18 protein-coding genes and 2 riboswitches are annotated in these 23,676 nt (G+C 65.5%); of the genes, 9 read left to right on the top strand and 9 right to left on the bottom strand.

Annotated elements, in window-relative coordinates; translation table 11 throughout:
• Nucleotides 1-64 precede the first annotated feature (64 nt).
• Genes AC19YR_RS03150 through AC19YR_RS03140 form a run of 3 tightly spaced genes read left to right on the top strand, consistent with a single transcriptional unit; the run spans nt 65 to nt 2,485 of the window.
• Nucleotides 65-1,519 carry an MFS transporter gene (locus AC19YR_RS03150; RefSeq protein WP_500597099.1) on the top strand — a complete coding sequence of 485 codons (1,455 nt, stop codon included), beginning with the start codon at nt 65-67 and terminating at the stop codon, nt 1,517-1,519.
• A 1-nt stretch (nt 1,520) separates the two neighbouring features.
• Nucleotides 1,521-2,006, top strand: coding sequence for a DUF2165 family protein (locus tag AC19YR_RS03145; RefSeq protein ID WP_095108548.1), 486 nt, complete (start codon nt 1,521-1,523; stop codon nt 2,004-2,006).
• A 50-nt stretch (nt 2,007-2,056) separates the two neighbouring features.
• Nucleotides 2,057-2,485 (top strand): GNAT family N-acetyltransferase, encoded by a 429-nt coding sequence (locus AC19YR_RS03140; protein ID WP_095108549.1) that lies wholly within the window; start codon nt 2,057-2,059, stop codon nt 2,483-2,485.
• Nucleotides 2,486-2,667: 182 nt separating this feature from the next.
• On the opposite strand, the gene AC19YR_RS03135 is transcribed toward AC19YR_RS03140, so the two are convergent.
• The 3 genes from AC19YR_RS03135 to AC19YR_RS03125 all read right to left on the bottom strand — a co-directional run bounded on the left by AC19YR_RS03135 (nt 2,668) and on the right by AC19YR_RS03125 (nt 6,613).
• Nucleotides 2,668-5,028, bottom strand: coding sequence for a DNA polymerase II (locus tag AC19YR_RS03135; RefSeq protein ID WP_500597097.1), 2,361 nt, complete (start codon nt 5,026-5,028; stop codon nt 2,668-2,670).
• Nucleotides 5,029-5,039: 11 nt separating this feature from the next.
• Nucleotides 5,040-5,573: a DUF3087 family protein gene (locus tag AC19YR_RS03130; RefSeq protein WP_095108613.1), complete on the bottom strand. Its 534-nt coding sequence runs from the start codon at nt 5,571-5,573 to the stop codon at nt 5,040-5,042.
• 110 nt (nt 5,574-5,683) lie between these two features.
• On the bottom strand, nt 5,684-6,613 hold the full coding sequence (locus AC19YR_RS03125) for a LysR family transcriptional regulator (protein WP_500597095.1): 930 nt from the start codon (nt 6,611-6,613) through the stop codon (nt 5,684-5,686).
• A 52-nt stretch (nt 6,614-6,665) separates the two neighbouring features.
• Between AC19YR_RS03125 and AC19YR_RS03120 the strand changes: the two genes are divergently transcribed.
• A complete protein-coding gene (locus AC19YR_RS03120) occupies nt 6,666-8,087 on the top strand; it encodes an MFS transporter (RefSeq protein ID WP_500597093.1) in 1,422 nt (473 codons plus the stop codon).
• 4 nt (nt 8,088-8,091) lie between these two features.
• Here the strand turns inward: AC19YR_RS03120 and AC19YR_RS03115 are convergent, their stop codons facing one another.
• Nucleotides 8,092-9,426, bottom strand: a complete 1,335-nt coding sequence (locus AC19YR_RS03115; RefSeq protein ID WP_095108552.1) for an MFS transporter — start codon at nt 9,424-9,426, stop codon at nt 8,092-8,094.
• A 136-nt stretch (nt 9,427-9,562) separates the two neighbouring features.
• Between AC19YR_RS03115 and AC19YR_RS03110 the strand changes: the two genes are divergently transcribed.
• The 3 genes from AC19YR_RS03110 to AC19YR_RS03100 all read left to right on the top strand — a co-directional run bounded on the left by AC19YR_RS03110 (nt 9,563) and on the right by AC19YR_RS03100 (nt 13,425).
• Entirely contained in the window at nt 9,563-10,519 is a 957-nt protein-coding gene (locus AC19YR_RS03110; RefSeq protein ID WP_500597091.1) for a LysR family transcriptional regulator, read from the top strand.
• 177 nt (nt 10,520-10,696) lie between these two features.
• Nucleotides 10,697-12,319: a hypothetical protein gene (locus AC19YR_RS03105; protein ID WP_500597089.1), complete on the top strand. Its 1,623-nt coding sequence runs from the start codon at nt 10,697-10,699 to the stop codon at nt 12,317-12,319.
• Nucleotides 12,316-13,425 (top strand): hypothetical protein, encoded by a 1,110-nt coding sequence (locus tag AC19YR_RS03100; RefSeq protein WP_500597087.1) that lies wholly within the window; start codon nt 12,316-12,318, stop codon nt 13,423-13,425. The genes AC19YR_RS03105 and AC19YR_RS03100 overlap by 4 nt, the downstream gene beginning before the upstream one ends.
• 4 nt (nt 13,426-13,429) lie before the next feature.
• Here AC19YR_RS03100 and AC19YR_RS03095 read toward each other — a convergent pair whose 3' ends face one another.
• On the bottom strand, nt 13,430-13,654 hold the full coding sequence (locus tag AC19YR_RS03095; RefSeq protein ID WP_095108556.1) for a hypothetical protein: 225 nt from the start codon (nt 13,652-13,654) through the stop codon (nt 13,430-13,432).
• Nucleotides 13,655-13,762: 108 nt separating this feature from the next.
• On the opposite strand from AC19YR_RS03095, the gene AC19YR_RS03090 reads away from it, so the two are divergent.
• The gene (locus tag AC19YR_RS03090; RefSeq protein WP_500597086.1) at nt 13,763-14,872 is read left to right on the top strand and encodes a hypothetical protein; all 1,110 of its coding nucleotides are present in this window, start codon (nt 13,763-13,765) and stop codon (nt 14,870-14,872) included.
• Between the two features lie 149 nt (nt 14,873-15,021).
• The gene (ppnN, locus tag AC19YR_RS03085; protein ID WP_095108558.1) at nt 15,022-16,395 is read left to right on the top strand and encodes a nucleotide 5'-monophosphate nucleosidase PpnN; all 1,374 of its coding nucleotides are present in this window, start codon (nt 15,022-15,024) and stop codon (nt 16,393-16,395) included.
• Between the two features lie 4 nt (nt 16,396-16,399).
• On the opposite strand, the gene AC19YR_RS03080 is transcribed toward ppnN, so the two are convergent.
• The 4 genes from AC19YR_RS03080 to cobW form a co-directional block, all read right to left on the bottom strand.
• Nucleotides 16,400-17,002 carry a vWA domain-containing protein gene (locus tag AC19YR_RS03080; protein WP_500597208.1) on the bottom strand — a complete coding sequence of 201 codons (603 nt, stop codon included), beginning with the start codon at nt 17,000-17,002 and terminating at the stop codon, nt 16,400-16,402.
• A gap of 53 nt (nt 17,003-17,055) precedes the next feature.
• Nucleotides 17,056-18,060: a magnesium chelatase ATPase subunit I gene (locus AC19YR_RS03075; RefSeq protein ID WP_500597084.1), complete on the bottom strand. Its 1,005-nt coding sequence runs from the start codon at nt 18,058-18,060 to the stop codon at nt 17,056-17,058.
• A 120-nt stretch (nt 18,061-18,180) separates the two neighbouring features.
• Complete coding sequence (gene cobN / locus AC19YR_RS03070) at nt 18,181-21,954, bottom strand: cobaltochelatase subunit CobN (RefSeq protein ID WP_500597083.1); 3,774 nt, start codon at nt 21,952-21,954, stop codon at nt 18,181-18,183.
• A 3-nt stretch (nt 21,955-21,957) separates the two neighbouring features.
• A complete protein-coding gene (gene cobW, locus AC19YR_RS03065) occupies nt 21,958-23,025 on the bottom strand; it encodes a cobalamin biosynthesis protein CobW (protein WP_095108562.1) in 1,068 nt (355 codons plus the stop codon).
• Nucleotides 23,026-23,126: 101 nt separating this feature from the next.
• Nucleotides 23,127-23,336: riboswitch (cobalamin riboswitch) on the bottom strand.
• A 68-nt stretch (nt 23,337-23,404) separates the two neighbouring features.
• Nucleotides 23,405-23,628: riboswitch (cobalamin riboswitch) on the top strand.
• Nucleotides 23,629-23,676: the final 48 nt, after the last annotated feature.

Genomic DNA, 23,676 nt, shown 5'->3' with positions numbered 1-23,676 from the left:
CCCTAATATCCAAGCCAACGCTTGGATATTAGGCGCCGGCCGCTCACCTGTCGAGGAAACCCTGATGCACACAGACCCAACCCCCACCGCCACTTGGGGCGAATTGTTCAGCGGGCGCAATGGCCTGCTGGCCCTGGCTTTGGTCGGCGGCGTGGCGCTACACGCGATCAACGTGCACATCGTCACCACCGTGCTGCCGTCGGTGGTGCGGGACATCGGCGGCCTCGCCTGGTACGCCTGGAACACCACACTCTTTGTGGTGGCCTCGATCATCGGCGCCGCCCTCTCGGTATGGCTGCTGGCGGCGGCGGGCAAGCGCGGGGCCTGTGTCACGGCGCTGGCGGTGTTCGCCCTGGGCTCGGCGATCTGCGCCCTGGCGCCTTCGATGCCCTGGATGTTGTTCGGGCGCAGCGTGCAGGGCCTGGGCGGCGGTACGCTGGCGGCCCTCAGTTATGCGCTGATCCGCCTGGTGTTCGAGCCGCGCCTGTGGCCGCGGGCGGTGGCGCTGGTGTCGGGCATGTGGGGCGTGGCCACCCTGTGCGGGCCGGCCCTCGGTGGCCTGTTCGCCCAGGCCGGGCACTGGCGCTGGGCGTTCTGGACGCTGCTGCCGGTGGCGTTGCTGCAAGGCCTGCTGATCGTGGTGCAACTGCGCCCCGCACCCGGCCAGGCCCGGGGCAGCGATGGCCCGGTGCGCATTCCCTTTGTGCAGATCGCCCTGCTCGCCGCTTCGGTGTTGGCCATTGCCGCGGGCAGCCTGTCGCCACAACTGCTCTGGCAAGGGCTGGGTGTGGTCGGCGGCTTGCTGCTGGGGCTGGCGGCGGTGCGCCATGACCGCCGCGCCGAGGTGCGCATGCTGCCGCGCGGCGCCACGGCGCTGACCACGCCACTGGGCGCGGTGTACGCCAGTGTCGCCCTGCTGCTGGTGGGCACTACCTGCGAGATTTTCGTGCCGTACTTCCTTCAAACCCTGCACGGCCACACCCCCCTGGCGGCGGGTTACCTGACCGCTGCCATGGCCGGTGGCTGGAGCCTGGCTTCGGTGTTTTCCTCCGGGCGCAGCGGCGCCAGCGCCGAGCGCTTGCTGCGGGTTGGCCCTGCCCTTTGCGCCCTGAGCCTGGCAGCCCTGGCGCTGCTGATGCCCACGGCCGGGGTGTTTTCGCCAGCGATTGTGACCCTGCTTTGCGGCCTGGCCCTGGCCGGTGCCGGCGCGGGTGTGGGGATTTGCTGGCCGCACCTGCTGACCCGCGTCCTGACCCTGGCCCCGGCCGGCGAAGAGGGCATGGCCTCGGCGGCGATCACCACGGTGCAGTTGTATGGCATGGCGGTGGGTGCGGCAGTCGCCGGGCTGGTGGCCAACGCCGCCGGGCTCAACAGCCCTAACGGCGTCGCCGGTATTCAATCGGCCGCCCTATGGTTGTTCGCCACCTTTGCCCTGGCGCCGGTGTTGAGCTTCCTGCTGGCGCGGCGCATCAACCCCAAGGCTGCGGCCACCAACGCGGCCACGGCCAAGGAGTGCTGAGATGAGTACGCAATTGAGTGTCTGGATATTCCAAGCAATCAACGCCGTAGGCTTGAGCCTGTGGCTGCTGATCGCCGCGCTGAATAACTGCAAAGGCTTTGCCGGTTCCGTCGGCGCGGTGGGCGCCACGCTGTCGATGGCACCGCTCAAAGAGGCCCCTGCCATCGATACGCCGCTGTTGGGCCGGGCCTTGGCGGCACCGTGGTGGCCACGCCTGGCGCTGGGGGGGGTGCTGGCGCTGCAAGTGTTCGCCGCCCTCGCCTGCCTGGTGGGCACCTATCAGTTGTTGGTGGGCGGCGACCTGGCCGCCGCCCGGCCTTGGCTGAACCTGGCCCTGAGTGGGTTCGCCGGGTTCATCTTCGCCATGCACCTGGGCGGGTTGTGGTTCGGCTACTGGATTCGCCAGGAAGGCTTGCAACTGACCCACCTGGCGCTGCTGATCTGGGTCAGCCTGGCATTTTTTCTCTTTAACCTGTCCTTGGCATAAGGCGCGCGCTGCGCCATTCTGGGCGGCCACATCGTCCCTAGAAAACAAGGATGCGTATGCGTATCGAACGACTGGACCAACCCACGGATCAAGATCGCCTGGCGATCCTCAACCCGCTGTTGGCCTACAGCGAAAGCAAGGTCAACAACCCTTACTTTCAAAACTTCGCCCTGGTGGTGCGCGACGAACACAGCGACGAAATCCTCGGCGGCCTCTATGCCAAGATTTCCTACCAGTGGCTGTACGTCGAGCTGCTCAGCGTGCCGGAACAGGCCCGTGGCCAGGGCGTGGGTACGCGGTTGATGCACATGGTCGAAGAGCTGGCGCGGGAGAAGGACTGCACCGGCATCTGGCTCGGCACCTTCGACTTCCAGGCCCCGCAGTTCTACAAAAAACTCGGCTTTACCCAGTACGGCCAGATCGACGACTACCCGCCAGGGCATCGTCAGCACTTCTTCCAAAAGCGCCTCAAACCCTAAGCCCCAGTGCCTCCCCCCTGTAGCCAGCACCGCCCCACCGTCAGTGGGCGCGGGCCGGTGGGTTTTGGTGCGAGCCTGCTCGCGATAACGCTGGCCCAGGCAATGAAGATGTCGGCTGTGCGACCGCCCTCGCGGGCAGGCCCGCTCCCACAGTGATGGCCGCAGCTTGGGTGGGGCGCGGCTTAAAACAACCCCAACTGCCCACCCACCAGGGTCGAGAAATCGTCGCCGACAAAGGGCAGGATCGCGTCGGCCACCGGTTGCAACTGGCGGACCACGTAGTGCTCGTAGTCGATGGCGCCAGTGCGCACTTCCAGGGGTTCGGGGCCGGCCTGGGTCATCACGTAGCTGATCCAGCCACCGTTCTGGTACTGGCGCGGGCGGCCCTGGCGGTCGTTGTAGGCGTCGGCCAGGCGCGCCGCGCGCACGTGGGGCGGCACGTTGCGCTCGTAGTCGTCCAGGCGTCGGCGCAGGCGCTTGCGGTAGATCAGCAATTCATCCAATTCGCCTGCCAGGGTGCGTTGCACAAAATCGCGCACATAGCCCTGGTGCGGCTGGCGGTTGAAGATGCGCAGGTACAGCTCCTGCTGGAACTGCCGGGCCAGGGGCGACCAGTCGCTGCGCACGGTTTCCAGGCCCTTGTAGACCATCTCATCGCTGCCATCGGCGCGCCGCACCATGCCGGCGTAGCGCTTTTTGCTGCCCTCCTCCGCGCCGCGGATGGTGGGCATGAGGAAGCGCCGGAAATGGGTTTCAAACTGCAACTCCAGCACGCTCTCCAGGCCCATTTCGGCCCGCAGGTGCTCGCGCCACCACTGGTTGACCTGGGCCACCAGGGCCTGGCCGATGCGCGCGGCGTCCTCTTCGCTGTGGACGCTGCCGAGCCAGACAAAGGTGGAGTCGGTGTCGCCATAGATCACCTGATGGCCCTGGGCTTCGATCAGCTTGCGGGTCTGCTGCATGATCTGGTGCCCGCGCAGGGTAATGGATGAGGCCAGGCGCGGGTCGAAGAAGCGGCAACCGCTGGAGCCGAGCACGCCATAGAAGGCGTTCATGATGATTTTCAGCGCCTGGGACAGCGGCCCGTTGTGCTCGCGCTTGGCCACTTCGCGGCCTTCGGAGACCTGCGCGACGATGGCCGGCAGGCAGTGGCGGGTGCGCGAGAAACGAGCGCCACGAAAGCCCGCCACCGACTCGCTGTCATCGGGGTGGCGCAAACCTTCGACCAGGCCCAAAGGGTCGATGAGGAAGGTGCGGATGATCGACGGGTACAGGCTCTTGTAGTCCAGCACCAGCACCGACTCGTATAGGCCCGGGCGCGAGTCCATGACAAAACCGCCGGGGCTGGCCTGGGGCGGCAACGTCCCCAGGTTCGGCGCGACGAAGCCTTGGCGGTGCATCTGCGGAATGTACAAATGGCAGAACGCCGCCACCGAGCCGCCGCTGCGGTCCGCCGGTTGCCCGGTGACACTGGCCCGTTCCAGGAGGAAGGTGAGCAGCTCGGTCTTGGCGAAGATCCGCGTGACCAGTTCACAGTCCTTGAGGTTGTAGCGGGCCAGGGAGGGTTTGTCCTCGGCGAACATGCGGTCGATTTCGTCCATGCGCTGGTACGGGTTGTCGATGCACTTGCCTTCGCCGAGCAGGGTCTGGGCGACGTTTTCCAGGCTGAACGAGGGGAAACTCCAAGTGGCCGAACGCAGCGCCTCGATGCCATCGATAATCAGCCGCCCGGGGGCCGAGGCGAAGTAGTGGTTTTTGCGGTTGCCGTGCTCGCGCCATTCCATTTCGCCACCGTTGCGCCCCAGCAGCAGTGGCACGCCGAGGCGCCGGGCGTGTTCGTGGAGCACCCGCAGGTCGAACTGCACCACGTTCCAGCCGATGATGGCGTCGGGGTCGTGGCGCGCCAGCCACTGGTTGAGGCGTTCGAGCAACAGCACGCGGCTTTCGCAGTACGCCAGGTTGAAGCCCAGGGCCGGGTCGTTGTCTTCGCCGCGCCCGAGCATGTACACCTGGCGCTCGCCACAGCCTTCAAGGCCGATGCAGTACAGCTCGCCGAAGGCGTTGGTCTCGATGTCCAGGGACACCAGTTTCAGCGCCGGGCGATAAGCCGGCGCCGGTTTGAGCTGAGCGTCGGCGAGCAGGCCCGAAGCCTGGGCGACGCCGCTGAAGGCCACGGGCGCGGTGATGAAACGCTCCATCAGGTAGCGCTCGGGCGGGCGGATGTCGGCCTCGTAGACTTCCACCCCGGCCTTGCGCAGCACCTTGTCGAGGTGGATCAACTGGCGGTGCTGGCGGCAGTACAGGCCCAGCACCGGGCGGTGGTGAAAGTCCACCAATTGCAGCTCGCGCAGCTCCACCTCACGCTCATCCGCCAGCAACGCTTCACAGGCCCCACGCTGCTCGGCCAGGACAAACGCCACCGAGGGCTGCACCGCCAGGCGCAGCAGGCGCGGGCCACGGTCGGTGGCCAGCCAGAATTCCACCTCGGTCCCGGCCGGCGTGTCGCGCCAATGGCGGGTCAGGATAAAACCCTGTTCGAGCACGCTGTTCACCTTTATCGGGCGGCCGGAATCTGTTTGACGTGGGCCAGCCACTGCGGGTTCAGGGCGATTTGCTCGGGCTCCAGGCCCAGCTCCAGCATGCGCTCGCGGTGGCGGTCGATCTCCTGCACCGACTGGCTCAGGGCGCTGGTGTTGGCGTCGAGCAGGTGCATCTGGGTCAGGCCCAGGTGATAGAAGCGCAGCAGTTTCATCGCTGTTTCATCCCCCGCCGCGACACCGGCCGTGACGTGGTGCATGACGTTGGTCACCCGCATCAGGTTGCGCTTGAGCTGCCAGCCATAGGCCGCAGACGCCATCCACGGCTGCGACCAGAACTTGAAACGCACCAGCGCCGCACACACCAGCACCGAAGCAATCACACCGCCCAGGTTGTAGCGGAAATTGTCGCCGCCCGGCTCACCCAACAGCTTCACCGCCAAACCCGACAGCACCAGGCCCAGCAACACGAACACCACGGCTATCACCAGGGTGCTGCGGCGGGTTTCGCGCCGGTAAAGGATGGGGTCCTGGTGTTTGATCTCGAACATCATGGCAAAGGCGTCCAGTAGGGGGAGGAAAGAAAGCGGCGGGCATTATCACCGCTATGGCGGCCGACAGACACCGGCAATGACCCGATCAGGGCGGCTATTGCGCCAGATCAGGCTAATGCCTCACTTGACCCCGCTGGCGACAGGCCGGCGCACACCTCACGCACACAGCCGCGCAACCAGCGGTGGCCAGGGTCGGCGTCCAACCGTGGCGGCCAGAGCAGCGAGACAGTGATCGGCGCCAGCTCCAGCGGCAGGGCAAAGCTGTGCAGGCCCTGGCGCAGGCCGGTGGTGTGGTGCTCGGGCACGCTGGCGATCAATTCGCCGCTGCGCACCAGGGCCAGGGCGGTGGAAAAGCCGCCGACCACCGTCACGATGCGCCGTTGCAAGCCCAGGGTTTGCAGGGCCAGATCGATGGCCGCAGGCCCGTTGTGCAGGCCCGGGCGCGACACGCCGATGTGGCGGCCCTGGGCGTAACGGGCAGCGCTGACGACGCCCTCGGCCAGGGGATGCTCAGGGCTGACCACGCCGATAAAACGGTCGCGGAACAACCCTTGGGCGATCAGCTCCGGCGCGGTGCCGGGGCCCACTACCGCGGTTTCCAGGTCCACATCGCCGTCGCGCATCGCACTGCTGTCCTTGTTCGGTTTGCCGACGAAGCGCAACTGCACCCCCGGCGCCTGGGCCGCGACCCGGGCCAGCAGCGCCGGGCCGAAGGTTTCGACAAAACCGTCGCTGCTGCGCAAGGTGAAAGTGCGCGCCAGTTGCCCCAGGTCCAGCACCGTGGCCGGGCGCAGCACCGCTTCGGCGTCGCGCACCAATTGGCTGACCTGCTCGCGTAGCGCCAACGCCCGGGGCGTCGCTACCAACCCGCGGCCGGCGCGCACCAGCAAGGGGTCGCCGGTGGTGGCCCGCAGGCGCGCCAGGGCCCGGCTCATCGCCGAGGGGCTCAGGTGCAGGCGCTGGGCGGCACGGGTCACGCTGCCTTCGCTGAGCAAGGCATCCAGGGTGAACAGCAGGTTGAGATCAGGTTTCGTCATGGCCGGACGATAGCACGTTGCCCATCGAGATATGGCGCTCCATGCACAGGTGATGTGCAACCCATGCGTCTTCCGCCCTACCCCGGCGCGCCTTAGGCTGCTGCATGCGCCCACCCCGGGCGCGCCTCAGGAGCCCCATGTGAACCCGACCCCCGCCCTCGCCAGCTTGGCGCTGACCCTGTTGCTGTGTGCCCTGGGCACCAGCATTGCCAACGTCGGTTTGCCCGCACTGGCCCAGGCTTTTGCCGCCCCGTTCGGCCAGGTGCAGTGGGTGGTTTTGGCCTACCTGCTGGCCATCACCTGCCTGATCGTCAGCGCCGGGCGCCTGGGCGACCTGCTGGGTCGGCGCCGGGTGCTGCTGGCCGGGGTCGCGCTGTTCAGCCTGGCGTCGGCCCTGTGCGCGGTGGCGCCCAGCCTGGGGATATTGATCGGCGCACGGGCCCTGCAAGGTGTCGGCGCCGCGCTGATGATGGCCCTGACCCTGGCCATGGTCGGCGACACCGTGGGCAAGGCCCGCACCGGCAGCGCCATGGGCCTGCTCGGGACGCTGTCGGCCATCGGCACCGCCCTGGGCCCGACCCTGGGCGGCGTGTTGATCGACGGGTTCGGCTGGCGGGGGCTGTTCGTACCCTGCGCTGCCCTGGGCCTGCTGACCCTGGCCCTAGGCTATCGCTACTTGCCCGCCGACCCACCCAGGACCGCACCCAGCGGCTTCGACCCCTTCGGCACCCTGCTGCTGGCCCTGGCGCTGGGCGCCTATGCTCTGGCCATGACCTTGGGGCGCGGCAGCCTGGGCCTACTTAATGCCCTGCTGTTGCTGGCGGCGGCGCTGGGCGCGGCGCTGTTCCTGTGGGTCGAGGCACGGGTGGCGGCGCCGTTGGTTCATTTGCCGCTGCTGCGGGCGCCATTGATGAGTACCAGCCTACTGCTCAACGTGCTGGTGGCGATGGTGATGATGGCCACCCTGGTGGTCGGCCCGTTCTATCTGACAGACGCCCTGGGCCTGGCCCCGGCCAGCGTGGGCCTGGTGATGTCGGTGGGGCCGCTGATGGCCGCGTTCAGTGGGGTGCCGGCGGGCAAACTGGTTGACCGCTGGGGCGCGCTGGCGGTGCTGCGCCAGGGTTTATTCACCCTGGCCCTGGGCGCATTGGCCCTGGGCTGGCTGGCGCCGTGGCTGGGGGTGGTGGGTTACCTCGTGGCGTTGGCGATCCTGACGCCGGGCTATCAGTTGTTCCTCGCGGCCAACAACACGGCAGTCATGCAGGATGTGCCCGCCGCGCAACGTGGCGTGGTGTCGGGCCTGCTCAACCTGGCCCGCAACCTGGGCCTGCTGAGCGGCGCGTCACTGATGGGCACGGTATATGCCCTCACCGCACAGCACGGTGGCGCCGGCCAAGGCCTGCAATGGACCTTCACCGGCGCCACCGTGCTGTTGGGGCTGGGCTTGGCGCTGGCCTGGCGCCTGCGCCGGTAGGCGATCAGGCCTTGGTCGCCACGCCTTGTACCTGTGCCGAGGGCTGCGCCGGGGTGCGCAAGGTCCACAGCAGGTAGACGCCCACCAAACCGGCGGCCGAGAGCGACAACATCCCCGCCCGTGGGTCGGTGAACCAGATCTCCATGTTGGCCTTGAGCATCGGCGCGACGAAACCGCCGATGTTGCCCATGGAACCGATCAAGGCAATCCCTCCCGCCGCCGCCACGCCGCCCAGGTAACTGGTGGGCAGGGTCCAGAACAGCGGTTGCACGGTGACGAACCCCGCCGCCGCAAAGCAGAACGCCAACAGCACCGGGCCGAAGCTGTTGAGCAAAGCCGAGGCGGCAATGCCGATGGCGGCCAGGGCGAGCATGCACATGGCCATTTTCAGGTGCGAACCGTGGCGGTCGGCGTAGCGGGTAACGAAGTACATGGCGATGGCCGCGCACAGCCAGGGCACGGCAATCAGCATGCCCACCTTGAACCCCACCGTGGTGCCCAGCAGCTCGGCGATGCGCGTGGGCAGGTAGAAGATCACCCCGTAGACACTCACCTGCACGCTGAAGTAGATCAGGATGAACTTCATCACCCGGGTGTTGCGCAGCAGGTCCAGTAACGTTTTCGGGCCGTGGCTGACCTTGAGTTTGTCCTCGGCCTGCAACTCCAGGCTCAGCGCGGCTTTCTCCTGCGCGGTCAGCCAGTTAGCCTCCTCGGGCTTACTCTTGAGGTAGAACAGCGCGATGATCCCCACCACTACCGCGGCCAGGCCTTCGACCAGGAACATCCACTGCCAGTTGGTCAGGCCGAACATGTCGTGCATTTCCAGCAACCACCCCGACAGCGGGCTGCCGAGCATCAGCGCCAGTGGCAGGCCGAAGTAGTAGATGCCGATCGCCTGGCCACGGCGCTGGGCCGGGAACCAGTAGGTCAGGTAGAGGATCACGCCCGGAGAGAAGCCCGCCTCGGCCACGCCCAGCAGAAAGCGCAGCACGTAGAACGTGGTTTCGTCGCGGGTGAACATCATCGCCGCCGACACCAGGCCCCAGGTAATCATGATCCGGCTCAGCCAGACCCGCGCCCCAACCCGGTGCAGCATGAGGTTGCTGGGCACCTCGAAAATCGCATAGCCGATGAAGAAAATCCCCGCGCCGAGGGCGAACGCCGCGTTGCTCAAGCCGATATCGGCTTGCAGCGCGGCCTTGGCGAAGCCGACGTTGGAACGGTCGATCATCGCCAGGGCGAACATCAGGGCAAGGAATGGCAACAGCTTCCAGCGGCACTTGGCGAGGGCGCTTTCGATGGCGGCCAGGTGGTCTGATCGTGTCTTTTCTGGGGTCATGGTATGAGCCTTATTATTAGATTTTTCCGCTATCAGCAGCGCTGACCCCGGCACGCTAGTGCAGCCCACCGATAAATCCCAATGACATATTTTCAACCTTTGATATCGTTTCGTTATCAATGCCTCGGGGTGCCCTATGGAAAACGACGAAATATCCTACGCCAGCGTCAGCAAGTGGCTGAAAATCAAACACCTGCTGCTGATCGACACCCTGGCCCGGACCCGCAACATGCACACCACCGCCGAGCTGATGAACCTCACCCAACCGGCCATCAGCAAAATGCTGCGCGACATCGAGCGGCTACTGGGCTTTGCCTTGTTCGAGCGCCAGACCCGCAGCATGGCCCTCACCGAACTGGGGGAATTCGTGGTGCGCTTTGCCCGTATGACGTTGCACGACACCCAGTCGTTCGTCGACCAACTGAACAAAGTGCGCAAGGGCGGCCACGGCCATTTGAAGATCGGCGCGATCTTCGCCGCCACCTCGGTGGTGCTGCCCGAAGCCATCACCCGCATCAAGCGCGAGCGGCCACGGTTGTCCATCGAAGTGATCGAACAAACCAGCAACCAGTTGCTGGAGATGCTGGAACACAAAAAACTCGACCTGATAATCGCCCGCTTCACCGACGAGCGTTACCAGACCCCTTACGACTTCCGCCCCCTGGGCCACGAACCGTTCTGCCTGGTGGTCAACCGCGAACACCCGCTGGCGCGTTTCGACACGGTGGCCATCGCGCAACTGAGCGACTGGCCGTGGGTCATGTACCCCTTCAACGCGCCCCTGCGCCGGCAAATGGACGCCGCCTTCGCCCGCTTCAACCTGCCCACCCCCACCGACACGGTGGAAACCATCTCCATGCCCACCTTCCTGCACCTGCTGCAATCGGGCCCGATGCTGGCCATGCTCCCCGAGTCGATGGTGCAACCCCAGGTGCAAAGCGGCTTGCTCAAGGTCCTCGACACCCCCTTCAAGGTCGAACCCCAGGACTACGGCATCATCACCCGCAAAGACGAACTGCCCAGCGAAGCGGCGCGGGTATTTGTCGAGATCCTGGTGGCGTTTGCGCGGGAGCGGGAGGGGCAAATGGGTTAACGGGTCAGCTGCAGGGCAGTAGGCGGGTTCACCCCAGGCTATCGCCCCTCACGGCTGGCGCTCGCTGCGGTCATGAATTGTCGTAGGCCGATTCCCACCAATCGCGTCCGTTTGGTCTGATTTCGCGCAATAAATTGCCTCGCTAGCATCGCGTTTTGTCCTGCGCGAGTGCGTGCCATGCCGCCATCCTCTCCCCCAGAACCCACTGTCCCCGCCGACAACATGCGCGTCGCCCTGGCGTACATCACCGGTGCCCCGGAAAAACTCTTCGACGCCAGTGTCGATACCGCCCTCTGGGTGTGGGAGGCGATCCAGGGGGACTTCAACCAAGACCGCAGCACCGGGCAAATCGCCTTCGACGCGGCGGTTTCCATGGTGCCCTTGGTGGACCAGGTCTGCGACATGCGCGATTTGGTCGCCAACTGCCGCGAACTGCAAAAAGACCACAGCAACACCTGGGCCTGGGTCGGCCTGTGCCTGACCCTGATCGGCCTGTTTCCGGTGCTCGGTTCCCTGGCCAAGGGTGTGCTGAAAATCTTCTTCCTGTTCATCCGCCGCTCGGGCGGCCATGCCGTGGAGCAGGCCGTGGACGAGGCGATGACCTGGGTCATTACCTTGCTGCGCAAAAAGGAAGTGTTGAAGTACTGGCGTGGCATGAAATGGGGCCAGGTGTTCAAGGAACTGGCTGACGCCATCAAGAAGGTGCGCAACCAGATAGACGTCTTGAGGTTGCTGCACGCCTTCGACCGGGGCATTGCCCTGCTCAACACTTTGCTGGGCAAAGTCAAATACGTCCCTGGGGCCGCCGCCAAGGCCGAGCAAACCCTGAACATGGTCAAGGCCGTGCGTTTGCAAGCCAATGCCCATATCGGCAAAGCCCTGCAACCGATACGCGACGCCCTCGACATCGTGATCCGCCGGCTGGAAATGGAACACCTGATGCAGCATCGGGCGATCTTGAACACGGTGAATGTGCACTTTCACGGCGGATTGCCCGAGGCGCGGGCGGTGAAATTGATGCGGGATGCGAAGCCGTTGCCGGGGTGGTTGAGTCGGGGGAAGCCGAGGGAGTTGAAGCCGCTGGATTTAGAGGAGGGCATCAAGATCGTCAACAAAGAAGTGGCAAGGGGTTTTCCAAATCTTGAAGAGAAACACATCGTGAGTTTTGCCAAGGGCTTGGAGGCGGCTGAACTCAAAGGCCCCCTACGCCTTTACCGGATCATAGGCCCCGGCAGTGTCGCCGGCGCCCAGGACTGGGTCACGGAAGCCGTGTTCAAGCAAATCATGGATTCAGCCAACCCCAAGTCTGCCTGGCGCAAGTACCTGGCGGTGTGGCCGGACTGGAACGTCAATGGCCAGTTCGTGGTGTACGAACTCAAGGCCGGGGAAACCCTCAAGGTCTGGAAAGGCCCTGCGGCGTCCCAAGTCAAGGATGGGGAAATGGAACTAGGTGACCGCTATCTGGAAGGCGGCTGGGAGCAAATCAAGTTCGATTCCAAGTTCATCCGTAATAGCGCCGGCGAAAGTACCGCTGAAGCCTTCGACACCCTGACCTACTACCGCGTGGATCGCCAGACCGGTCGCATGGAACCTGCCCCGGACATGAACTACGAGCGTTACAAGAACCTGTCGCCACAAGAACAGGAGTTCTATGAGTGCCTGCGTGAAAAAATCAATCACCCCGCCATCAGCGGCCCCTTTGATACCACCTGGGGCATGACCGACTTTGATACCCAACTTAATAACGTGCGCCTCGGCCTGCCCAACTTACCCGGCCAAGTAACGGAGTTTAAAAAATGAATCCGCTTTATCCGATGACCCCAACTTATCACCTGTCGCTTTGGCAAAAACGCCAGGCAGCAATGCTCTATTACTACTCGTCGCAAAGTTACTTGGACGCGTTGTTGCCGAAGATCGAAGAGTTGATCGTCATGGCCGAGATGCTTTTAGAACGCCGTTCGATTCTCGACCCCCTGATGGTCAGCGAACGCTGGGGTGTACGCGATACCGCAGCCAACTGGAGCACCGGCGGTTTTCCAGCCTTGATTGCCTATCGGCAAAGCACAATGTGGCATATGGCCAAACGCGCCGACCAGTGCTACGGCATCACAGGAACCTACCAATGTGCCCATATGCTGGGTGAGTTTTCAATGCAATGGGCTACTGCAGAGCAGGAGGCAGAGTTCCGCGATAGAGCAAGACAGGTGTTCAGGTACGGTTTCAAAATTGACGGCATCATGCGCCAAAGTTGGCGCGATAGTACCTTTTGGTTCGCTTGGGAAGAAGCCAAGGCGTATTTTCCTCGCCTGCCAAAATTGAAAGTTCATATGGATATCGAAGGAGAAACCGGGAAAATTCCGCCACGTACCGGCGTTTATATACCTCAGGACGATCCATATGGAGCTTTGCAATTTGCGTGGACCGGTGGGGGGGAAGGGATGTTTGAACCACTCAAAGAGTGTCCAACGTTTAACGACCTAGGCCTTGATGTGTTGAAAACAGTTGGCCGAGCAGGTTTGTGGGGAGACGATGATGCTTTGATGAAGTTCATGCAGCAACCTCGTTACGCGAACATCTTTCCCCACCCTAAAGATCCGGCTTACTACCAAGTAATGAACAAAGCCTTCACCGAACGCCCCTGCAAGTGGTGCTTCGTCGAACTTCTCGAAGGCGAGTTTGAAGACAGCGACCCCGACGCCATGGCCGACGCGCCCGGCAGCGAGCCGCAGCACCCGCCGCGCAAAGCCAGCGGTGAGCCTTGCCCCCACGCCGGTTGGTGGTTCAGCCCCGCCCGTGAAGGTTCGCGGCAGTATTTCCGTGATGGCGCAATTTTTCCCAAACTGGAAGGCGACTACGGCTACACCTTCTGGCTCTGGAGCCCGGACCAGTCCAGGCCAACACTTTGACTGCTCACAGGCGATAGTCCTTGAACAACTCCTCCTTGATGATAAGTAGCGCGTCTTCGTAGTAACGCTCACCCCGGGCCTCGCTTAGTGGCACCGAGCGCACGCTGGGCGGGGCGCCTTTGGGCAGGTGTTCGCAGGTGAGGAAAAACTGTGCGGTGACGGGTTCGAATTCCAGGTAGTAGAACAGCTCGCGACCTTCTTTATTCCAGTAACCGATTTCTCTACGCATCGAAGCCTCCGGGCCCAGGTTGAACGCGGGTGATCGTGCGGGCTTCAGCTTCGCCTGTCCAGGCCGATAGGTTGGGCGACCGCACGCCTTTACCCAGGAGACGCCCTTTTGCGAACCGCCCTTGTTGCCCTGCCCTTCGCCGCCGCGCTGTTCAGCAGCCCGACCCAGGCCGCCGAGCCTTTTGCCCTGTACGACGTGACGCTGGGCAGCGGCTTCAATGAAGCCGCCGCTCACCTGCAAAACCTTTGCCCCCGTGGCTGCCCGGCGTACACCAGCCAGAACGCCACCGGCATTGCGGAGCTGCAGGTATTCATCAAGTTCGCCACGGTGTATTTCTCCAACACACGGCGTACTGAAGTGGACCGCGCCAAGCCCTATGAGGCGGTCATCATCACCACCGGGCCGGGCAAGAAAGTCATCTCCATCACCGGCGAGGTGTACAGCGACCCGCTGACGGCGCGCACCTACGCCGACAAAATGGCCGCCCGCGCGCCGATGCCGTTGCAGGCGTTCAGCGAGATGAACAAAGACACGCGCATCGACCTGCGCGCCGATGCCAGCACCGACCACGCCCTCAACCTCTACGCCCCCTACCTGCGCGGCCAGCGCATGCAGATCAGCCATTGGCAAACGCGCCCGGGCACCGCCATCGCCCGGGTGATGCTGATGGATTTCGACGCCATGAGGCAGTTGGAAGCGAGCAACCCCCAGGCCTTTGCGCAGCTGCGCAAGGCCCACCATTTACCGATGCGCCGCCATGGCACTGAGGGCCTGGCGCCCCGTGTCGGCAGTTCCCTGGAGTTGAGCCGCGCCCCGGGCTATCCCTCTGCGGCGGGCACGCCCGTGACCAAGCTGGTAGACGGCCGCGACAGCCTCAAGGTGGTCGCCGAGCAGACCGAGGGGCCGAACAAGGCGCCGAGCCAGCTTATGGTCAATGGCGTGGTAGTGGCCAAGGCTGCGCTGTTCGATGACGGCATGACGTTCGAGGGCGTGCAAAAACTCGACCAGGCCCCGGGCCTGTACCGGGTGCACGCCAGTTGGTTCGGTAACGGTTGCAGCGCCCAGCAGGAACTGCTGCTCAACGTCACCGACGGCAAGGGCTATTTGTCCGAACCCTTTGGCCGTTGCAACACTCTATTGACGGTCAACAACGGCGCGTACTACTTCAGCTATGAGGCTGACGAGTACGAATCGGCTACCACCCTGGTCGTCCAATGACGGTATAAGGGTAGGTGGCGTCCGTGCCAGAGCTGTCTAGGCTTAAGCCAGGCATCCCGCACGGGGCCCCATGCCAGTCACCGGCTCTTTCTGTTCAAGAGGTTGCTGCTCGTTCGCGGCGCGGCCACCTCGTTTTCTGGAATCCCTGCATGACCCAACGACACGTCATCAACGCCTCGGTTAGCCCCAAAGGCAGCCTCGAAACCCTGTCCCAGCGCGAAGTGCAGCAACTGAGCGAAGCCGGATCGGGCAGCATCTACACCCTCTTTCGCCAATGCGCCCTGGCCATCCTCAACACTGGCGCCCACGTCGATAACGCCAAGACCATCCTTGAGGCGTACCACGACTTCGAAGTGCGCATCCACCAGCAGGACCGCGGCGTGCGCCTGGAATTGCTCAACGCCCCCGCCGACGCGTTCGTCGATGGCGAAATGATAGCCAGCACCCGCGAGATGCTGTTCAGCGCCCTGCGCGACATCGTCTACACCGAAAACGAACTGGACAGCCAGCGCATCGACCTGAGCAGTTCCCAGGGCATCACCGACTACGTTTTCCACCTGCTGCGCAACGCCCGCACCCTGCGCCCGGGCGTGGAGCCGAAAATCGTCGTGTGCTGGGGCGGGCACTCCATCAGCACCGAGGAATACCAGTACACCAAAAAAGTCGGCCATGAACTGGGCCTGCGCAGCCAGGACATCTGCACCGGGTGCGGCCCCGGCGTGATGAAAGGGCCGATGAAGGGCGCGACCATTTCCCACGCCAAGCAGCGCATCAGCGGCGGGCGCTACCTGGGCCTGACCGAGCCGGGCATCATCGCCGCCGAAGCGCCGAACCCCATCGTCAACGAACTGGTGATCCTGCCCGATATCGAAAAACGCCTGGAAGCCTTCGTGCGCGTGGGCCACGGCATCATCATCTTCCCCGGCGGCGCCGGCACCGCTGAAGAATTCCTGTACCTGTTGGGCATCCTGATGCACCCGGACAACGCCGGCCTGCCCTTCCCCGTGGTTCTCACCGGGCCGCAAAGCGCCGCGCCGTACCTGGAGCAGTTGCACGCCTTCGTCGGCGCCACCCTGGGCGAAGCGGCCCAGGCCCATTACCAGATCATCATCGACGACCCGGCCCAGGTGGCGCGGGAGATGGTCCAGGGGCTCAAGGCCGTCAAGCAGTTCCGTCGCGAACGCAACGACGCCTTCCACTTCAACTGGTTGCTGAAGATCGACGAAGGCTTCCAACGCCCCTTCGACCCGACCCACGCCAACATGGCGGCCCTGCAACTCAACCACCAGTTGCCACCCCATGAGCTGGCGGCGAACCTGCGGCGGGCGTTCTCCGGCATCGTCGCCGGCAACGTCAAGGACAAGGGCATCCGCCTGATCGAAGAACACGGCCCCTACGAAATCCACGGCGACGCGGCGATCATGGGGCCGCTGGATCAACTGCTCAACGCCTTCGTCGCCCAGCACCGGATGAAACTCCCCGGCGGCGCGGCCTATGTGCCGTGCTACCGCGTGGTGACCTGAGGCGTCACAGCGCGTCGATGTGCCGGTAGTCCAGGCCCAGGCCTTGCGCCAGGGCTTGGGCGCGGCCCAGCAGGATCGGGCCGCGTTCAATGTCCACCAACAGCCCCGGGCAATCGAGCCGGGGCAGCCCCTGCCAATCCTTGACCCGACCGTCGGTCAACAGCAATAGGCGTTGCCGCTGCGCCGGCAGGCGTTTGCGCCGCACTGCCAGCCATTGCCCGGCCTCGGCCAGCGCCGCCAACAACGGCGTACCACCCGCCGCCCCCAACGCCTGCAACCAGCCCTGCAACCCGGCACTGGCCTTGAGCCCTTGCACCTGCCAGTGCGGCGCGGCACCGCTGGCCGTCAGTAGCGCCAAACGCGCCCGTTGCCGGTAAGCCTCATCGAACACCTGGGCCAACAGCCCCTTGGCATCGCTCAAGGCCTGATGGCGACGGGTGGAGGCCGAGGCGTCGACGATCACCAGCCACACCTCATGGGGCGCACGGCTGCGGGCCTGATACAGCAAATCGGCGCGGCTGCGTGGGCGGCCCTTGAGCAAGGTGCCCGGCCAGTTGACCGTGCCGCTTTGCGCGCTGCGGCTGCGCCCTTGGCGGCCCTGATCCAGCAGCCCGGCGCGGGGCTTGGCATCCGCCCCCGCGTCAGGTCGGGGGCGGATGCCTAGGGCTTTTTTGGCCAGCTCGGCACCTCACGGCGCGCGCCCACCGGCACAGCCTGGGCAGGCATTTCGCCCCACTGGCCCTGGGCGGACGACGCGGGTGTTGGTGCGCCCGAGGCCGGCGGTGGGCTGGCTGCGGGCGGGGTGCTGGCGGCCGGGTCGCGGCGGCGGTGGCGCAGGGCAAAGTCGGCCACTGCGTCAATATCCACGCCCTCAATGGCCGTCGCCCCGCGCCACGCCGCGTGGGCCCGGGCCGCGCGCAGCCACACCAGGTCAGCACGCATACCATCCACCCCGGCGGCAAAACAGCCCTCGGTGATGTGCGCCAGCGCCGCGTCGTCCAGGGGGATCTGCGCCAGCGCCGCGCGGGCCTGTTGGCAGCGTTGGCGCAAGGCTTGTTGCGCGCTTTCCCACTCGGCGCAGAAGCCTTGCGGGTCGCTGTCGAACGCCAGGCGTCGGCGGATGATCTGCCCACGCTCGGCCGGGAGCGGTTGGCCGCTGAGGGCGACGTTAAGGCCGAAACGGTCGAGCAATTGCGGACGCAACTCGCCCTCCTCCGGGTTCATGGTGCCGATCAGCACGAAGCGCGCCGCATGCCGGTGGGAGATGCCGTCGCGCTCGACCAGGTTGGTGCCGCTGGCCGCCACGTCCAGCAGCAGGTCGACCAAATGGTCAGGCAGCAGGTTGACTTCATCCACATACAACACACCGCCATCGGCCTTGGCCAACACCCCCGGGGAGAACCGCGCCCGGCCCTCGGCCAGGGCGGCATCGAGGTCGAGGGTGCCTACCAGGCGTTCTTCGGTGGCGCCCAGGGGCAAGGTAACGAACGGGCCACCGGCCAACAGGTCCGCCAGGCCCCGGGCCAGGGTGGACTTGGCCATGCCCCGCGGGCCTTCGATCAATACCCCGCCGATCTGCGGGTCGATGGCCGTCAGGCACAGCGCCAGTTTCAACGCATCGGCCCCGACCACGGCGGCGAGGGGGTAATGGGGGGTGTCGGTCATGTCAGGCGTCTCGTGGAGGGGTCGTTTTTTTGTACAACGCAAAACTCTTGTGGGAGTGGGGCATCCTCAGAAGAGGAGGCATTCCCAGAGGGCAAGCCGATAGGCGCGGGTTTCATTGGCTCAGCCCTCTTCTTCGATATCCAGCAGCATTTGCTCCAGAGCCTCGCGATAGGCCCCTGGCTCCTGCCATAAGCCGCGTTGCTGGGCTTCGAGCAGGCGTTCGGTCATGTCCCGCAGGGCATGGGGGTTGTGCTGGCGGACGAAGTCGCGGGTGTCCGGGTCCAGCAGGTAGGCCTCGGCCAGCAAGGCGTATTGATGGTCGTCGATCAGCCCCGAAGTGGCGTCGAAGGCGAACAGGTTGTCGAGGGTCGCCGCCATCTCGAATGCGCCTTTGTAGCCGTGGCGCTTGACCCCGTCGAGCCATTTGGGGTTGGCCGCCCGGGCGCGGATCACCCGGTTCAGCTCTTCTTTCAAGGTGCGCACGCGCGGCCGGTCGGGTTGGCTGTGGTCGCCGTGGTAGCTCGCCGCCGGGGCGCCGCCGAGGGTTTCGACCGCCGCGAGCATGCCGCCCTGGAACTGGTAGTAGTCGTTGGAATCGAGCAGGTCATGTTCGCGGTTGTCCTGGTTTTGCACCACGGCCTGCACTTGGCTCAAGCGCTGGGCGAACTGGCTGCGGGCGGCGGTGCCCTCGTCGGCACCGCCATAGGCGTAGCCGCCCCAGTTGAGGTAGACCTCGGCCAGGTCGGCGCGGGTTTGCCACAGCCGCCCGTCGATGGCGCCCTGCACGCCCGCGCCATAGGCCCCGGGTTTGGCGCCGAAGATCCGCCAACCGGCCTGGCGCGCCGCCGCGTCCGGCGCGGTGCCCGCCGCCAGCAACGCCGCGCGTTCATCGCGCACTTTGGCCGCCAGGGGGTTGAGGTCGTCCGGCTCGTCCAGCGCGGCCACCGCTTGCACCGCCGCGTCGAACAGACGGATCAGGTTGGCGAAGGCATCGCGAAAGAACCCCGACACCCGCAACGTCACGTCCACCCGGGGCCGGTCCAGCAGGCTCAGGGGCAGGATCTCGAAGTCATCGACCCGTTGGCTGCCGGTGGCCCACACCGGGCGCACGCCCAGCAGGGCCATGGCCTGGGCGATGTCGTCGCCGCCGGTGCGCATGGTGGCGGTGCCCCACACTGAGAGGCCGAGTTGGCGCAAATGGTCGCCGTGGTCTTGCAGGTGCCGCTCCAGGATCAGGTTGGCCGAGGCAAAACCGATGCGCCACGCAGTGGTGGTGGGCAGGTTACGCACGTCCACCGAGAAAAAATTGCGCCCGGTGGGCAGCACGTCGAGGCGGCCCCGGCTCGGCGCGCCGCTGGGCCCGGCCGGCACGAACCGCCCGCCCAGGGCCGCGAGCAAGCCATTCATCTCGGCCGGGCCGCAGGCGTCCAGGCGCGGCGCGACCACCTCGCGCAGGTGCGCCAGGATTGCGTTGACCTCCAGCCACGGCTCCCCGGCAAACGGCGCGTCGGCCACAGCCAGGGCCTGTTCCACCACGGCCAGGGCGAACAACTCGAGGCGCTCGCGGGTGTCGCCCGCGGTGCGCCAGGGCTCGTGGCTGGCACCTTGCAACTCAACCGGGCGCGGCCCGTTCCAGGGCTCGCCTAAATTGCAGTCCAGGGGATCAAAACCCAGGGCCAGGGCCTTGGCCAGCGCCCGCAGCAAACTCGACTGAGCGCCGCGGCCGTCGCCCCGGGGGATGCGCAGCAGCGCCAGCAAGGTGTCCAGGCGCAGGCGCCCGGCGGGGGATTCGCCGAACACGTGCAGGCCATCGCGGATCTGCGATTCCTTGAGGTCGCACAGGTAGGTGTCCAAACGCGGCAGCCAGATCGCCGCGTCGGCCTCGCTGTCCAGCGCAGCGTCCAGTTGCAGCTCGCGGTCGATGTGGGTGTCGCGCACCAGGGCGAGGATGTCTTTTTGCAGCTCGCGGGCACGGCGCGGGTCGAGCAATTGGGCGTCGTAGTATTCGTCGGCCAGGCGTTCGAGGTCGCGCAGTGGGCCGTAGGTTTCGGCGCGGGTCAAAGGCGGCATCAAGTGGTCGATGATGACCGCTTGGGTGCGGCGCTTGGCCTGGGCGCCCTCGCCCGGGTCATTGACGATAAAGGGGTAGATGTTCGGCAGCGGCCCCAGCAGCGCATCCGGCCAGCACTCAGGCGAGAGGCCCACACCCTTGCCCGGCAGCCATTCCAGGTTGCCGTGCTTGCCGACGTGGATCACGGCGTGGGCACCGTAGGTATGGCGCAGCCAGAAGTAGAACGCCAGATAACCATGGGGCGGCACCAGGTCCGGGTCGTGGTAGACCGCGCTGGGGTCCACTTGGTAACCGCGCGCCGGTTGAATGCCGACAAAGGTCAGGCCCAGGCGCAGGCCGGCGATCATCAGGCGCCCGGCGCGGTGCATGGGGTCCTGCTCGGGGGCGCCCCAGCGGGCCAACACGGCCTGCTGGTTGGCCGCCGGCAGGGCCTGGAACAGGGCCTGATAGGCGTCCAGCGCCAGGCTTTGCTGGCATGGGCGCAGGTCGAGGCTGTCGAGGTCGTTGCTGACCCCGCCGAGCAACGCCTGAATCAGCGCCGTACCGCTGGCCGGCAGCTCCGCGGGCAGCGGATAACCTTGCGCGTGCAGGGCCCGCAGGATATTCAGCGCCGCCGCCGGGGTGTCCAGGCCCACGCCGTTGCCGATGCGCCCATCGCGGGTCGGGTAGTTGGCCAGGATCAAAGCGACGCGTTTGTCGCCGTTACCCAGGCGCGCCAGGTCCACCCAGCGCCGCGCCAGTTCGGCGACAAAATCCATGCGCTCGGGCTGGGCGCGGTAGCAGACCACATCGGATTGGCTGCGCTCGCTGCGCCAGGCCAGGTCCTTGAAGCTGATGGGGCGGCTGATGATGCGCCCGTCGAGTTCCGGCAAGGCGATGTGCATTGCCAGGTCTCGCGGCCCCAGGCCCTGCTCGCTGGCGCGCCACCCGGGCTCGTTGTCCTGGGCGCAAATGGCCTGGATCACCGGGATATCGCGGCGAAACGGGCGTAAATGGGGGGCTTCGGGGCTCGATTGAGCGAACCCGGTGGTGTTGAGGATCACCGCGGCTGCGGCCTCGTCCAACCAACCTTCCACTGCCGCCAGGCAACCGGGCTCCTTGAGGCTGGCCACCGCGATGGGTAAGGGGTTGAGGCCCGCCGCCTGCAAGCGCTGGCAGAACACATCGATGAACCCGGTGTTCGCCGCTTGCAAGTGGGAGCGGTAGAACAGCACCGCCGCCACGGCTTGCCCGGGCTGCCAGTCGGTATGCCATTGGCTTAGGCTGGCGTGGCCATGGCGAGGGTGGTAGATGGCGCTGCGCGGCAGCACCTGGGGCTCGCCCCACGAATAGTCGCGGCCCAGCCAGCCACTGGCCAGGCAGCGGTAGAAATCCAGGGCATTGCCCAAACCGCCCTGGCGCAAAAACTGCCACAGGCGATCGCGCTCGGGCGCGGCCACGGTGCTCAGGTCGCTCAGCTCCGGGTCGGGGCGGTCGTCCCCCGGCACCAGAATCAGTTGCACGCCGCGCTCGGCCAGTTGCACCAGGCGTTCGATGCCGTAGCGCCAATAGCCGATGCCGCCGTGCAGGGATATCAGGATGACCTTGGCGTGTTGCAGCACCTGCTCGACGTAGAGGTCCACCGAGGCGTGGTTCTGCACCTGCATCGGGTTGGCCAGGCGCAGGCTGGGGTAATCCTCGGGCAGTTGCCGGGCGGCTTCGGCCAGCAGTGCCAAGCTGGAATCGCCGCTGCACAGGACCACCAGTTCGGCGGGGGTTTGCCCCAGGTCGGCGATGTTGTCATCGGCGACGAAACCACCGGGTTGGGTCCTGAGCAGGTGCATGGGTCAGGCGCCGAGAGCGGCGCGCAGTTGCGCTTCGAGTTGGGCGGCATCCAGGTCTTGGCCGATCAACACCAGGTGGGTGGTGCGCGGCTCGTCGCTGCGCCAGGCGCGGTCGAAGTGCTTGTCGAAACGGCTGCCCACGCCCTGGATCAGCAAACGCATCGGCTTGCCCGGGATGGCGGCAAAACCCTTGACCCGCAAGATGCCGTGCTTGACCACCAACTCGTTAAGGGCGGCCAGCAGCAAGCTTTCGTCGGCCTGGGGCAGCTCGATGGAAATGGAGTCGAACGCGTCGTGATCGTGGTCATCTTCGCCGCCATCGCCGTGATGGTGGTCGTGGTGGCTGTGGCGCCCGTCGATGTGCTCTTCGGAACCGGCGCCCAGGCCGATCAGCACGTCCAGGGGCACGCGACCGCTGCTGGCTTCGATGATCTTCACCGCCGGCGGCAGTTCTTCGGCCACTTCCTGGCGCACGCGCTCCAGGTCTTGCGGGGCGATCAGGTCGGTTTTATTGAGGATCACCAGGTCGGCGCTGGCCAATTGGTCGGCGAACAACTCGTGCAACGGCGACTCGTGGTCCAGGTTGGGGTCGAGTTTGCGCTGGGCGTCCACCTGGTCGGGGAAAGCGGCAAAGGTGCCGGCGGCCACGGCCGGGCTGTCAACCACGGTAATCACCGCATCGACGGTGCAGGCGCTGCGGATTTCCGGCCACTGGAAGGCTTGCACCAACGGTTTGGGCAGGGCCAGGCCGGAGGTTTCGATGAGGATGTGGTCCAGATCGGCGCGGCGCGCCACCAGTTCGCGCATCACCGGGAAGAACTCTTCCTGCACCGTGCAGCACAGGCAGCCGTTGGCCAGTTCATAGACGCGGCCGTTGGCTTCTTCTTCGGTGCAGCCGATGGCGCACTGCTTGAGGATTTCGCCGTCGATGCCCAGCTCGCCGAACTCATTGACGATCACCGCGATACGCCGGCCCTGGGCGTTGTCGAGCATGTGGCGCAGCAAGGTGGTTTTGCCCGAACCGAGGAACCCGGTGACGATGGTGACGGGGAGTTTGGCCAGTGTTTTCATCGGATGCCCTTTGGCAAAGGGGGCGGGCATACGGGACGGCTGGCCGGGCGCGGGGGGCGCCAAGGCAGATTTCGCCACCGGATCACCCCGCCCGGTTGAATGTGAGAATCAGTGACGAGGCAGGTCTCCTGGCTGACGGTGGGCCAGTCCTTGGACTGGCATTCGCTGCGCCTTCCCGCTTGGCCCGAAGGCATCAGCAGTGGCGTGGCAGCGAACAGCACCGTTCACAGTTGCGGGGGCAGCCGCGGCATTGACCGCGTTCCCTTCTTAGCTTCGGCACGGGCCGAAGAACCTCGAACGCGCAAGGCTACGCAGTGCGTAGGGGCGGGTCAATGCCGGGCGCCTCGGGCATTTGACGCCCCGCCCTCGCCCATGCTCTCCTACGCACCTTGTTACAGGTGCCCTTGACAGGGTGAAACGGGAAACCGGTGGATCATGTGCTTTACTCAAGCCCTTGATGAATCCGGTGCTGCCCCCGCAACGGTAAGCGAGAGAGGAATCACAGCCACTGTGCCAACCGGCATGGGAAGGCGATTCCAGCAGGCCACGGCGCAAGCCCGGCCCCTCGCAAGCCCGGAGACCGGCCAGTGACACGACAGTGCGCCCCCACGGCCACTTTCACCCAACAAACCCGCGGTGGGCGGGCGCTGT

It is taken from the genome of Pseudomonas sp. MF08817 (assembly GCF_059862705.1).
This window is presented reverse-complemented; position numbering and strand designations above follow the sequence as displayed.

What these genes read in the sequence shown, in the direction of transcription:
- cobW (WP_095108562.1), bottom strand. Translation starts at nt 23,025, where the DNA reads ATGAAAACACTGGCCAAACTCCCCGTCACCATCGTCACCGGGTTCCTC.
- AC19YR_RS03075 (WP_500597084.1), bottom strand. Translation starts at nt 18,060, where the DNA reads ATGACCGACACCCCCCATTACCCCCTCGCCGCCGTGGTCGGGGCCGAT.
- AC19YR_RS03150 (WP_500597099.1), top strand. Translation starts at nt 65, where the DNA reads ATGCACACAGACCCAACCCCCACCGCCACTTGGGGCGAATTGTTCAGC.
- AC19YR_RS03145 (WP_095108548.1), top strand. Translation starts at nt 1,521, where the DNA reads ATGAGTACGCAATTGAGTGTCTGGATATTCCAAGCAATCAACGCCGTA.
- AC19YR_RS03100 (WP_500597087.1), top strand. Translation starts at nt 12,316, where the DNA reads ATGAATCCGCTTTATCCGATGACCCCAACTTATCACCTGTCGCTTTGG.
- ppnN (WP_095108558.1), top strand. Translation starts at nt 15,022, where the DNA reads ATGACCCAACGACACGTCATCAACGCCTCGGTTAGCCCCAAAGGCAGC.
- cobN (WP_500597083.1), bottom strand. Translation starts at nt 21,954, where the DNA reads ATGCACCTGCTCAGGACCCAACCCGGTGGTTTCGTCGCCGATGACAAC.
- AC19YR_RS03105 (WP_500597089.1), top strand. Translation starts at nt 10,697, where the DNA reads ATGCCGCCATCCTCTCCCCCAGAACCCACTGTCCCCGCCGACAACATG.
- AC19YR_RS03115 (WP_095108552.1), bottom strand. Translation starts at nt 9,426, where the DNA reads ATGACCCCAGAAAAGACACGATCAGACCACCTGGCCGCCATCGAAAGC.
- AC19YR_RS03130 (WP_095108613.1), bottom strand. Translation starts at nt 5,573, where the DNA reads ATGTTCGAGATCAAACACCAGGACCCCATCCTTTACCGGCGCGAAACC.
- AC19YR_RS03120 (WP_500597093.1), top strand. Translation starts at nt 6,666, where the DNA reads ATGTGCAACCCATGCGTCTTCCGCCCTACCCCGGCGCGCCTTAGGCTG.
- AC19YR_RS03095 (WP_095108556.1), bottom strand. Translation starts at nt 13,654, where the DNA reads ATGCGTAGAGAAATCGGTTACTGGAATAAAGAAGGTCGCGAGCTGTTC.
- AC19YR_RS03110 (WP_500597091.1), top strand. Translation starts at nt 9,563, where the DNA reads ATGGAAAACGACGAAATATCCTACGCCAGCGTCAGCAAGTGGCTGAAA.
- AC19YR_RS03140 (WP_095108549.1), top strand. Translation starts at nt 2,057, where the DNA reads ATGCGTATGCGTATCGAACGACTGGACCAACCCACGGATCAAGATCGC.
- AC19YR_RS03125 (WP_500597095.1), bottom strand. Translation starts at nt 6,613, where the DNA reads ATGACGAAACCTGATCTCAACCTGCTGTTCACCCTGGATGCCTTGCTC.